This is a genomic window from Flavobacterium flavigenum (genome assembly GCF_027111255.2).
GTDB classification, from domain to species: Bacteria; Bacteroidota; Bacteroidia; order Flavobacteriales; family Flavobacteriaceae; genus Flavobacterium; species Flavobacterium flavigenum.
Genome location: NZ_CP114285.2, coordinates 331,967 through 344,766, shown reverse-complemented (window position 1 = coordinate 344,766; position 12,800 = coordinate 331,967). Strand labels below are relative to the sequence as shown.

General features: G+C 33.3%; 14 protein-coding genes. All 14 read right to left on the bottom strand.

Features of this window, described 5'->3' with window-relative positions; genetic code table 11:
- Positions 1–148: 148 nt before the first annotated feature.
- Positions 149–1,057: a recombinase family protein gene (locus OZP09_RS01145; protein WP_432419444.1), complete on the bottom strand. Its 909-nt coding sequence runs from the start codon at positions 1,055–1,057 to the stop codon at positions 149–151.
- 323 nt (positions 1,058–1,380) lie between these two features.
- A complete protein-coding gene (locus OZP09_RS01140) occupies positions 1,381–1,866 on the bottom strand; it encodes a hypothetical protein (protein ID WP_281310132.1) in 486 nt (161 codons plus the stop codon).
- 164 nt (positions 1,867–2,030) lie between these two features.
- On the bottom strand, positions 2,031–2,645 hold the full coding sequence (locus OZP09_RS01135) for a hypothetical protein (protein WP_269236097.1): 615 nt from the start codon (positions 2,643–2,645) through the stop codon (positions 2,031–2,033).
- A gap of 104 nt (positions 2,646–2,749) precedes the next feature.
- A complete protein-coding gene (locus OZP09_RS01130) occupies positions 2,750–3,355 on the bottom strand; it encodes a VOC family protein (RefSeq protein WP_269236096.1) in 606 nt (201 codons plus the stop codon).
- 13 nt (positions 3,356–3,368) lie between these two features.
- Positions 3,369–3,815, bottom strand: a complete 447-nt coding sequence (locus OZP09_RS01125) for a VOC family protein (protein WP_269236095.1) — start codon at positions 3,813–3,815, stop codon at positions 3,369–3,371.
- Between the two features lie 68 nt (positions 3,816–3,883).
- Entirely contained in the window at positions 3,884–4,276 is a 393-nt protein-coding gene (locus tag OZP09_RS01120; protein ID WP_269236094.1) for a helix-turn-helix domain-containing protein, read from the bottom strand.
- Between the two features lie 56 nt (positions 4,277–4,332).
- On the bottom strand, positions 4,333–4,848 hold the full coding sequence (locus OZP09_RS01115) for a hypothetical protein (RefSeq protein ID WP_269236093.1): 516 nt from the start codon (positions 4,846–4,848) through the stop codon (positions 4,333–4,335).
- Between the two features lie 301 nt (positions 4,849–5,149).
- Entirely contained in the window at positions 5,150–5,722 is a 573-nt protein-coding gene (locus OZP09_RS01110; RefSeq protein ID WP_281310131.1) for a peptidase associated/transthyretin-like domain-containing protein, read from the bottom strand.
- Positions 5,723–6,032: 310 nt separating this feature from the next.
- Complete coding sequence (locus OZP09_RS01105; RefSeq protein WP_269236091.1) at positions 6,033–6,626, bottom strand: hypothetical protein; 594 nt, start codon at positions 6,624–6,626, stop codon at positions 6,033–6,035.
- 307 nt (positions 6,627–6,933) lie between these two features.
- Positions 6,934–7,152, bottom strand: coding sequence for a hypothetical protein (locus OZP09_RS01100; protein ID WP_269236090.1), 219 nt, complete (start codon positions 7,150–7,152; stop codon positions 6,934–6,936).
- Between the two features lie 96 nt (positions 7,153–7,248).
- Entirely contained in the window at positions 7,249–8,271 is a 1,023-nt protein-coding gene (locus tag OZP09_RS01095) for a pectinesterase family protein (protein WP_269236089.1), read from the bottom strand.
- The gene (locus tag OZP09_RS01090) at positions 8,271–9,086 is read right to left on the bottom strand and encodes a rhamnogalacturonan acetylesterase (RefSeq protein ID WP_269236088.1); all 816 of its coding nucleotides are present in this window, start codon (positions 9,084–9,086) and stop codon (positions 8,271–8,273) included. The genes OZP09_RS01095 and OZP09_RS01090 overlap by 1 nt, the downstream gene beginning before the upstream one ends.
- Positions 9,086–10,075 carry an alpha/beta hydrolase gene (locus OZP09_RS01085; protein WP_281310130.1) on the bottom strand — a complete coding sequence of 330 codons (990 nt, stop codon included), beginning with the start codon at positions 10,073–10,075 and terminating at the stop codon, positions 9,086–9,088. Before OZP09_RS01085 ends, OZP09_RS01090 begins: the two co-directional genes overlap by 1 nt.
- Positions 10,076–10,197: 122 nt before the next feature.
- A complete protein-coding gene (locus OZP09_RS01080) occupies positions 10,198–12,780 on the bottom strand; it encodes a carbohydrate-binding protein (RefSeq protein ID WP_281310129.1) in 2,583 nt (860 codons plus the stop codon).
- Between the last annotated feature and the right edge of the window lie 20 nt (positions 12,781–12,800).

The following is a 12,800-nucleotide window of genomic DNA, read 5'->3' as shown; positions in this document are numbered from 1 at the left end:
AATCAATTGAGTTTTTATAATTTTTACATCAATCCCCAACAGGACATCTAAACCAAATTTATAAAGCCAATGAAAGACAGACACTACATATGGTACGCCAATTTCTTCAAATCATCCAAAAATGATGTTGTAATTTGTCCTGTCCCCGTCACTCTACGGGACAAAAGATAAAAATCATCTTTTGTCCCGTTTTTTTATGCCGTAACTCACTATTAATCAGATAGATTGACTCTATTATTTTATTAACCCTAGCGGTTTGTATTTTATTTTCACGAATTGTGAAATTTTCAGGGTAAACCAAACCAATTAGGCTTCTAGCATCAGACAAATTTCTATTGATGTACGTTTCATTTAGCTTTATAAGATTGTCAACCCCTTTTACCAGTAGACTTTCAATACTATGCTTGTCTTTTACGATCGATGATAATTCTCTTTCGAGGTTTGTAATTCGTAAATTATAGTCTTCCTTCATCATTTTATAATCATCGGCTTCGATCTTTGATGATAGAAGTAAATCTCTGGCTTTGCTCAATCTAAGTTCATAATCTTTAATCTGTTCCAAAAGCCTTCTTTTTTGTACTCCGGCATTATCTGCTAGTTCACGATGTGTTTCATACAAAATAGAGCTGTATAATTTTTTAACTTCAGGTATTGGCTCATATTTTTTCAGTTCATCAATAAACATTTTATTAGCTACTTCTGAATTGATTCGAAACTTACACTGTGCATCGCAATGATAGTAATAATAGTGTTTATGTCTTCCTTTACATTTACTTCCCTGTAGCTTTTTATCACAAAAAGGACAAACTATAAATCCTCTAAGGGGAAATTCTGCTACAGTTTGAATTTTTGGTCTGTAGATTCTTGATTTTCCGTCTAAAATATCCTGTACATTATAAAACAATCCTTCTGAAATTAGAGGTTCATGCTGCCCTGTTACAAGTCTGCTTTCTTCATCTTTATATTTGGGAATAAAAATTTTACCGCAGTAAATTGGATTACGTATTAAACCCCACATGTTAGTTTTTGTTCTTTTAAATCCACGTCTGCAGGCCATATGGTAAACCTGTTCTATCTTCCTTCCTTCTTTGCTCTTCTCATCCCATGAAAGGTATTTAGCGCTCTTCTGTCATTTTCCACCTCAGGTACTGCAAGGTAGAATGCCATCATCATTTTATTTTCAGGAATTGTAGGGAGACTTTGAGAGGTTTTGAATTATAAAATTGTAAAAAAATTACGCAAATTCAGAGACGTTTGAGCAGCTTTTCAAGAGAAACACTTCGGAGAGGGGGTCAGAGACTTTCGCACAGCATGTTATAAGAACACTTCGGAGAGCGGAAAACCGGAAAGTTGGAAGATAATTATTAAGCCTATCAAATTTTACTTAATGAAAAAAATTTCATAGCCGGATTCCATTTTCACGATTTCGACTTTAAGTCTCTTCTTTACCTCAGTTATTCCTTCTTCATCAAAAGTATAATTTGTTTTATAAGCAAAATGATATTGATTGCCTTTTTTTAGCTCTTTCTCGTTTTTAATTATAACTTTTATATGAAATGCTATGTTGTCAATTTCTGTATCTAAATCGGAGTATTTCCTTATAATTGAAATTTCATCGGGACTTATTTTATGCTTTTCATAATCAAATTCCAGGCAGCCATTTTCATTGAGTTTTTGATAAGTATTTTCGTCAGCTAGTAAAATATCAAAATCACAGAATGAAGTAGATAGCAGGTAGAACCTTTTTGAAGGATTGTATTTTATTTGTGTCAGGATTTCATTTAATACGATAGTAATTCTTGTACTGTCAATATAGTGGCTTTGTCTATTAAAGTAAGTGTTAAAAATTTTATCTTCAATTTGCATTTCTATAAAGTACTTATCATCCTTTTCATCAATATTTAAAATAGAATAATTGATATCTGAACCTAAAAGATGGAAAGATTTACTGAAAACATCTAAATAATCTCTACCTTCACAAATAGCATCCGGAACATCATAGAAGTATTGATTTTCTGGAATTAATGACTCTATTTTTTTAAGCCATTATAGTAATAGGCATCATTTTTAAATTCTAAATTTTTAATATCTAAATAAAAATTTAATTTATTTTCAAGCTTAAAAGACTTTAAGGCTGAATCATCCAGATTCATAATATTTATTTCATCTTTGCCACTTTCAAAAAATAATACTTTGTAACTATTATCGACTGCAAATGGAATAACTTTTGAAAAATTGTACAAGGGATATAGCCTCTGCTTTACTGTATGTGCTATTTCTTTAGTAATGTAGTTTGGGTTGTCAATTTTATCCTCTGTTCTGTTATTGTAATCCATGACATAAAAGGTTCCAAAAAATGGGATTTCAAATCCTATTTCCTTATTGCTTTTAATTCTAAATTTAAGAACTCCGCTGATAAAGTCGGGAATTGTAAGATTCTGTTTGTTTTCAAAATCTCGTATATTTTTAAATTCTCCATTAAGCAAAAGCAAAATTTTTGAGGTTTTAACGATTACAACAAAAACGCGATATAAAATAAATACAATTCCTGTATAATTTAAAAAAACATATTTGACAGAGTATAAATAATACCCCACTAAACATAAAACAATACCTATAAATATATTTTGTAACTCTTTCTTCATATTTTTTGAGCTTTGACTCTGCTAATTCGAAAATTTTGAATTCAATGTATAATAAGGCATGTGATAAAGACCACGATATCAATTCAAGTTTATTTTCATGACTATCATTGAAGTTGAGATAAAATAATTTTTTTCTGGGTAAGTGTGTTTTTCATTGCCTTTTCTCTAACCCTAGGATCCTTGCTGTTAATTAGGTCAAAATATTCAACAGGAACTACCTGCCATGATAAGCCGTATTTGTCCTTACACCAGCCACAAGAACTTTCTTGCCCACCGTTTGCAGTCAAAGCATTCCAATAATAATCTACCTCTGCCTGGTCTTTACAATTAATGACTAACGAAACAGATTCATTGAACTTGAAAAACGGTCCTGCCGCCAAAATACTCAATTCCATACCTGCAACTTCAATAGTGGCAGTTTCAAAGTTTCCGCCACCTGCTTCTGCTGGATTTGTATATTTGTGATGCTCTTTTAATTTACCGTCCTTAAATATTGATAAATAATAATCCGCTACTGCTTTTGCATCAGTGGTTTCAACCCAAATGTTGGGGGTTATTTTTTGTTTAATCATATGCGATTTGTCTGTTGTAGATTGATTTGCTTTTGTATCAATCTTACCGTTATTGTTTGTATTCTGTTGTGAGTTTCCACAACCTATAAAACTAACTACTGTTATTGCAACCAAAATATTTAGTCCACGTTTTTTCATGTTTTTCTATCACTTATTTAATATCTTCACAAAATTCTATTTTATTTCCAAATGGATCTAATATGAATGCAACTCTCTTTCCTATGGCAGGTGCTTTAAAACTTCGAAGAATATTTATTTTACGTTTATTTAATTCTTCGATTGTTAAGTTTAAATCCATAACATTAAAGCATATATGGTCATATCCAGCTTTGTTTTCTGTGTATGTCTCTTGTTCAATATTTTTAACTCCAAGTATTTCAAGTAGAAAACTGTCGTCATTTGGTAATGCCATAAATGCAAGTTGCATTTCTCCTGATGTCCATTCCTTTATTAATCTGAAATCTAACTTTTCTTTATACCAATTTATTAAAGATTGGTATTCTGTTGTTCGAATAGAATAGTGTCCAGCTTTAAAATCATTAAACGGACTTTCTGAATTTTTTCTTGAAAAAGTTAGTGATGTAATTTGTTCTTCCATTTTTTAATTTGTGTATTAAGTTTCGAGAACAAAATTATCAATTGCAATTAAGATAGTTGTGGTGAATATTACAGGATCTTATTTTCAAAATTATTTTTCAAAAAATCTAATCTGTATTGTTTTGGGGTTTTATTAGCGTATGCCTTAAAAAATTTAGTAAAATTGGATGGGTCATAGGTTAAATTTTCCGCAATTTCCTTTATACTTTTTGGAGTTTCTTCCAACATTTTTTTTGCTATATCTATAATTTTATTTTCATAAAAATAACAAGCAGGCTTCCCAGTAAAATTCTTGATGGTATCACTCAAATGTGTTGGGTGAATATTTAAAAGTTTTGCAATTTCATTTATTTCTTTCATTTTGTCAGTACGATATTCTACAATATCATTCAAATGAGTGTCTAATATTTTTAAAAATTCAGTTGTTATTTCTTCTTGTCTAGATATTTGATTTTCGATCATTTACGTGATTTTAAGATTGTCCAAATATATTGTAGCAATTGTTAGCAAACGTTTTTTTATTTACTGTAAATTTTTCTCACTTTCTCTTTTGTTGAAAAAGCCACTCTTAATTCTCCACAATCATTTTCTTGTTGATTTATATGAATTAGAGTGTCATTTCTAATTATAAACTTTTCGTTTTCAAAAATTTCATAGTCAGATTCTCTTCCAGTTGGTTCACAACCTTTTATTGTTTTATTGTTTTCAAAATAACTTTTATCACCAATCTTAATGCAATATACGCCAAAACGATTTTGGAAAAGACAGCCTTTTGGTTTTATACTTTTTAACGATATCGTATCATTGACTATTTTCCATATTCCATTACTTTTGGAACCAGATTGGCAAGCATGACTTGAGTACTCAAAAGTTTTATCAGGTTTTATACATAATTTCGCTCTGAAAGGCATTCCTTGAACAGTATCATACCAAGTTCTAAAAAACTTCGGATTTTCTATTTCCTTTGGTAATTCTTTTTTACAACTTGAAAATAAAGTCAAGACAACAAAGAGTAAGAATAAGAAGTTTTTCATGTTTAAGATTTTAGTTGTTGGGCGCACCGAGAAAAATGTTTGCTAACGTCAGTCTGTGAAAAAACTAAAATCAGCCTCTTGAGAATCTCATATTTGAGTTTTTTCTTTGGTAGCCCCCCGAATACTTTATAAATTTGAAGAGGTTTTTTCACAGCCTGACGTCTTGTCGCTTGGCGAGGTTGGCGAATAAAGATACGAGATTTTTCGATTAAACATAAATTTCCCAAATACAAAACCATCTTTAAATTCAGCCTAAAACCCCAATCTCGCCAAACGGCTGTTGTGTGCTGTTTTTTTATTTTTATTGTTCATATTTTATAAAACCTTTTCTTCTCAATTCTCTCTTTTCTTGTCTTATTTCTTTAGGCGATTTTTGGTGAACATATTCTTCTAAAATTATATCATAGTTTTTTTTGTCTGTTATTTTAAATTCTACCATTTGCATATTAGGATAATTTATAATTATATCATCATTTTTAGAAGCCTTCATTACAAATTGTCCATAATAATCTGTTACCGTTAAAACATTTTTTGTCTTATTTTTTATAAATACACCAGCCATTTCGTTATCATCTTCCTTAAAAGTTATTTTTCCTGAAATTATATTTTCTTCTTGAATATTAACCTGAGTATTATCTGTTTTTGTGTATATGTATGTACAACCTTCATCACAAATTATTTCATATTTTGATGTTACTGGAGTTAATGTTAACTTTTTATTATATAAATGAATACGATAGAATTTGTTTTGATTGTCTAACATGATATGAAGACTATCACCTTTCTTTTTAAACGTTCCAATGTTACCTAATCCATCATTAATCAAACTGTATTCTTCAAACGTAAGTATTTGTCCGTTTTCAATTTTTCGCACATAATCTTTCGCACCATTATTTCAATGATATTCAATTTCTTTCCAATTTCCAATTAAAGAAAGACTTTCATTTTGTGCTAAACAATTTGAAAATACAACCAGAATACACGTTAAAGTAGATAGTTTTTTCATTTTCATTTATGGTTTAAATCGTTCGAAAATAGCACACAACGTCCCCTTGCTACAAGAGGTTTGGGATTAAATTAAGCCTTATTTTCGGATTTGCCAAATCATCCCAAATACAAGACCATTTTTCAAATTAAGCCAATTGCCCAAATCTATTGTAGCAAGTGTTATGTGCCGTTTTTTTTCATGGATTTTCCAGATTGTATTTTCCATTGATAAATTTTAATTTAAATCTGGGAAGCATATTTCCTTCCACCGAGATTTCATTTAGTACACCCTCTAATGCAATATATTTTCCTTCGAGTTCAGTTGATGATTCCTTGATGCCTTCTTTAATTTTTACATATTCAAAAGAGAATATTTGGGTTCCTGCAGTATTATTGACACCAGTAAAAAAAGTGTCCTTTTCATCTTCTTTTAAATGTGTACAGTTGACATAGCATTTGCTATTAAATGGATGCGCTGGCATTCTCATTTCTTTCGACTTTAAGAATTTCACTTTATCAATAGCTTGATCTTTTGTTAATTTCTGACTATTTAATAATCCAGCTGTGGTATAAATATAAATATATCGAAGTACCTTTTTTTCAGTCCGCATGGTATCAACTTTTTCAGTTGATGTCAATAACTCATAGGTAAGTTTATTTGCATCGTCCCAATTTTCGTTGGAAAGATTTTCAATTAATTTATTGTAATTTTCTTCAAAAGTGATTTCTTGTTTATTTTGACTAATCGCCAAATTTGTAATAAGTAAAGTAATAAGAAAAAGTTTTTTCATTATTCTAAAGGTTGTGGGTTAAAGCAAAATGGCACATAACTTATTTATATACGCTACAAAGTAGCGCCGATCTACCCAAAATTGGGTGTATATACGAATGTTTTATTCGTTTTATACATTTCAAAAATAACCAAAAAAGATTACAAAACATTAAAACGATATTTAGTTACCTCCTACCCTTCAACATTTAGATTCTGTAGATTTTTTTAACTCCCCGAAACTATATCCCCGAAACTTGACCATAAAAAAGGTGCGAGTCAGAGACGTTCGAACAACATTTTTATAAGAACACTTCCGAGAGCTGGACTTAAACACGATTATTATAATTACTAGAGCCACCGTTTAATTTTTTCATTTGGAAGTAACATTCGTCGCAAATGAGCTTTTGAAGTGCCTGCCAGCCACCAGTTGGAAGATTGACAGGTAATTTTTTAATATCAACCGAAGGAGTAAACAATACATCATTTTGCCATTGCGCCATTGGATCCAGCCAAAGCTTCCAGTCATTATTGGATAGATCCTGCACTATTCTTTGCTTTTGGGCAAATGAAGTCGGCACTGATAAAATAATAAGCAAAATTGCAAAGGCAGATCTTATTTTTTTTGGGATATTTTCATAATTCTATTTGTATAAATCAATTACTTTATTCGGATTCCAATTATCAACAAACGGAGGATTTGAATACGTTGTTTTTAAAACATTTTTTACTTTATATAACTTTGCCTGATTTGCTGTTAATTTTTTAATCCAGCTTACCCTTTCATTTGGATAAGCACCAATTCCCGAAGAATTGTATTCGCTATATCTGGCTGTAGCTTCATTTTCTACTTTACCCCAGTTATTCCAGCCTGCTGGTTTTATGGCATCAGACATTTCTGTATTTATAAAAACTACAGCAGCATAAGGTCTCCATGGTCTTCCCAACGTAGTGATGTGGCTTCCGGTTCCGGTAATTTTACAATTGCTGAATACATAGCCAAAATTGACATATTCTTTGGTAGAAGCTGCCGTAATTGCACTGCCGCCTTTGGTATGTAAAGTACAATTATCAAAAAATGTGGTAGAACTTCCAAAGATAAAATCTGTCGAGCCTTCTATATAACAATCCCTGAAATATTGGCGCCCATCTGCTCCATACATAGTATCCTGAAAACCTAAAAATTTACAGTTCTGAAATATAGCTTTATCTCCTTGAATATTAATCGCTAATGCCTGACCTACCGGACCTGAAGCATTTTCAAAAGTTATGTTTTTGGCATAAAATCCTGTACCGATTATAAAACAGGTCGAAGAGTTGCTAGTACCATATCCTTTATTGGTTACCGGATTTATTTTGCTGGAATAATTATCGTAAGTGATAATCACTTTCTCTACATCTTCTCCAATCAAAGTGATGTTGTTTTTATCGGTTTCTAAAGTTACAACTTCTTTATAGGTTCCGTTTTTTACAAAAATTACAGTGCGTTCTGACTTTAATTTTGGAACAGCGTCAAATGCTTCCTGAACCGTTTTATAATTACCGCTTCCATCTTGTGCCACGACAATATTGTATTTGCTTTTTTTAGGTTTTGAGGTTTGTGCAAAAAGAGATTGAGAAACAATCAGGCATAGCAGAATGTATTTTAAAACAGTAATCTTATTCATTATTTTTTAATATTAGAATTCAATTGCTTCATCCCTTCAAAGACAAGTCTCGCTACTTCTATTCCTCCTTTGGTTTGGAAATGGGTATTGTCTTTTTGACCTTCGGGATACGCTTCGTATTTTCCTGCAGGTAAATTCATAAAATAATTTTCAGATACAAAATCTTTTCCTTTTTTGGTAAAAAATTCTCTTGAGGCTTTGTTCAAATCTATTAAAGGCACTTTCATTTCAGCAGCAACATCTTTTGGCGCTTTGTCGTATTCTCCGTGAACATCATTTAAAACATTTTCTTTCCACGGAAAATTTCTGGCTACAGGTGTCAGGATAATTGGAGTAGCTCCTTTTTCTCGCGTCTGAGATACAAAAAGTCTTAAAAATTCTTTGTAGCCTTCAACATCTACATATCTTTCTGTTTTATCTGCTGCCCCGTCATTATGACCAAACTGCATGATAACAAGATCTCCTTTTTTAAGATTTTCATATACCGATCTCCAGCGCCCTTCCTGAAAAAAAGTTCTTGTGCTTCTTCCTCCTCTTGCACGGTCATCAACAAAAACGCTATCTGATTTTATCAGATTCTTTATATTTTTCAAGCTATCCTTGACAAAAAATGGTTGAAAAACCTGTCCCCAGCCCGTAACCGGATATCTCGTTTTCATATAATCTTTTCCCGGTTCATAATTATTGGCATAATCAGCCATAGTAGAATCACCAATTAAATAAATCGTTGTTACATTGGATTTCTTTGTAGTGAAAGCCATAATCATAAGGCTTGCAGCAACACAAAAAATAGAGATTGCAAATTTTGATTTCATTATTTATTTAAATTTTTAATTAAAAAGTTATAGATGTGATTTACAGTAGGATCTACCCAGGGTTCAAACAGCCAGAAAGGATGAATTTTTACATCAAATTTATAGACCTCGGTGTATATTTCCCATTCGTTCATCATTCCGATTAGCTCATCCTGGCCTGCATGAAATCTGGAATAACCGCTATTGATAAATAATATGGGACAAGACTTTTCATTTGCCCAAAAAATACTGGAAGCGTCTTTCCATACTTCAGGTTTTTCTACGAAAGTACCTCCCAGCCACTCTACATCAGGTGAATTTGGTTTTCTGTTTAAATTAAGAGAAGAAGGTGCCATAAAATCGACAACTCCGTCGATATCAACGATAGCGTTTATCTCACTTGAAAAGCCTAAATTACCATGCTCGCCTTCTTTAGACACTACACCGTTTGTAAGTCCAACGAGCATAGCCAGCTGTCCCCCGGCTGAACATCCAGAAATGGCAATTTTATTTGGATCAATCCCATACTTTTCTGCATTTGCCCTAGCCCATCTTACCGCTGATTTGATATTATAAACTGCTGCAGGATATTTTGCTTCCATCGAAAGCTGGTATTCTACACATATCGTTACAATGCCTTTGGCTGCTAATTTTTGTGCCATCGGAATTTGTAATGCTTTATCTCCCGATTTCCATCCACCACCATGAATCATAATCAAAGCGGGGTATTTGCCTGGCTTTTTTGGAGAAAAAACATCGGCATGTAAATCCCTGTCTCCAAATGGCGTTTTTTTTAATGTTGCATAAACTAACTGTCTGTGTTCTGCAACTCCGGCAGGTAATATGTCTTTGGCAATTTTTATTTCAGGAAAACGTTTTTTGTTTTTCCTGAATTCATTGGCCGCATTATAGGAAGTATCCTTTGGAATAACAAGCACACTATCCTGAGACCAAATCTGGAAGCACAGAAAAAAAGACATTCCTAAAACAGTTTTATCAAATAATCTCATCTTTTTTATTCATCTCTTAAGCAAAGAAACAGCTATAAATTGAGTTTTTACTTAAGGCATTATTAAAAAAAGGGACTATTATTGTCATCCTAATGCCAATAACAATCCCTGAATTTGAAAACTTATTTAACGATTATTCTGATCGTCAATCCAGTTTTTAAGCTTTTGATAATGTAAATTCCATCAGACAAATCACTTATAGAAATAGTGGTTTCCAGATTCGTTGTATCAATTTGTTTTACAACAAGCCCGGCAAGATTAATGAATGACACACTATCATTATCAACAAATGATTTCAGCGTTATTTTATTTTTACCAACTGTTGGATAAGCATAGAACAAATTGCTTTTATTCACATATTCAGGTACACCAAGAGTTCCGTTTTGAGTATCTGTTATTTGTTTTACAATGCTGTTGATGTAAACTTCAATGTTGGTATATTCTGTGTCCAGTGTTTTGAAATTTCCATCGGCAATATTGGCAGGATTTAAACCTTTTTCGGTTTCCCATGCATCCGGCATACCATCTCCATCCGTATCATCAGGTGCAGCTGCAGTAGGCAATTCCGGCCATCCACCGGCAGCAGTCTGAGTGTCAATATATCCATTTGTACTTCCGTTACCGCCATTCATGATAGATGCGGTTCCGGATCTTGTGTCACCAACAGCTCTTAAATCGACAGCATCCCTGAATAAATTTGCTCCGGCAAAGTCTAATACCAATTCGTAAGCTTTTGTGGCATTGTGTGTGGTAATCTCTGCAAAAGGATGCGGCGTTTCAATTTTTAAATCCTGTTTGTTAGCTTCCGTTACCGGTAACTGACTGCTGTGAAACTGATTAAATACGCCATATGTCCAGTTATCCTGAGTAGCTCTTGCAGAACCGTTCACATAATTTCCATCTACATAATATTTACCCCAGATTCCATATAATGGCGATGTTGCATCAAGACTTCTTCCTGTTGACAAAATACGTTCTTTAGTAGAATTAGAAGTTCCAGGGCCTGGCTTCCAGTAATTATTTACCAAATTTACATTCATAGCATCCCCCCCGTAACAACTGTTACCACCCCAGTTGTAAATTACATTATTGCGTATATCCAGTAAATCAGTCAGAGCAAAAGGATCATTTGCATATTCTCCGAGTCTTGGGTTACGGCTATCATGGTGAGCCAATAAGTTATGGTGAAACGAAGCGTTTCTTCCTCCCCATACACCACCATATCCGTGAGCACCTTTATCGTGAACAGAATTTCGAAGACTTTCGGAAATAATACACCATTGAAGCGTAAAATTTTCATTTTGATAAAAAGAAACACATTCATCTGTTGACCAGCTCATCGAACAATGATCTACAATAATATTTTTTTGGAAACGCCCACCCAATGCATCATTCTCTACATTTTTGACATCTCCCATTCTAAAACGTAAATAGCGAACAATGATATTATTACCTCTTACCTTCACATTATAATCTCTAAGGGTAATTCCTCCGCCCGGCGCTGTTTGTCCGGCGATTGTAATATTGTCAGTAATACTCAGTTCACTTTCCAGTTTAATCGTACCTGATACTTTAAAAACAACAATCCTAGGGCCATTCTGCGCTATTGCAGCACGAAGGGAACCTGTTCCTGAGTCATTTAAATTGGTTACATAAATAACCTTTCCGCCACGGCCTCCGGTAACATATTTACCATAACCTTCTGCTCCCGGGAAAGCAGGTGTGCCTTTTTCATTTCCTCCTGTGACACCCCAAAAAGCATAAAATACCTGATTACCAGTGGAGGTTGTTTCAATTTTTTTAATGGTGTTCGGTACTGTCGGTGATGTGGACCAACCGTAGAACGCATAGCCGAGCAGAGTTGGGACAGGTAAATTTACTGATGTCACTTCGGTAAATGCTGTTGGAGTTAAACCTGTTAATGGCGAACCGTCGATTGCGTTTACATATGAAATAGTATAGGTATTAACCGCTTTAAATTCTGCTACATAAGTACTATTTGCAGCAATAGCAAAAGTAACCGGATTAGCTGTTGAAGTAGGTGTTCCATTACCATCCACCCAACGTACAAAACTATAACCAAAGTTAGGAGTTGCTGTCAGGGTAATTTGAGTCCCTTCAACAAACTGGCTTCCAGGATGACTCGCAGTTATAGTTCCCGATGAAGCCGGACTCACATTAGTTGCCAAATTATACATCGCTCCATTGGTGTTATTGGTCACTTTTTCAAAATAATCAAAATTGCCTACATAGTTATTTCCAGTGACAGGTTTAAATACGAAATACAAATCATGTGTACCTATAGTTTGGGCTATACCAACAGGAAAAATTTGATACGTTGTCCAGTTTCCAGTAGAAGTAGTATTGATGTTGGCTGTACCAATTAAAGTACCGGCAACTGCATCTATTCTTATTTCAACAGTACCGGCCAAAGTCCCAATTGCTGGCGACCCTGTTTGCGTTCTGCTGGCTGCTGCGATGTCAAAACGGGTATCATATTCACTAAAAACATGTCCTGTGAATTTAATCCAATATCCATTTTTACAATTTCCGATATTCTTACCACCGGATAGAGCAGCATTTGTTTCTATCGATACTCCATTAAAAGCATCATAAGTTTCAGCTTCAATTCGCTGAACTGTTTGCGAAAATCCTATTACTGAAAAGAAAATCAGTATTACGGAAATAAAATATTGTTTTTTCATTTTGGTTAAATATGGTTAAA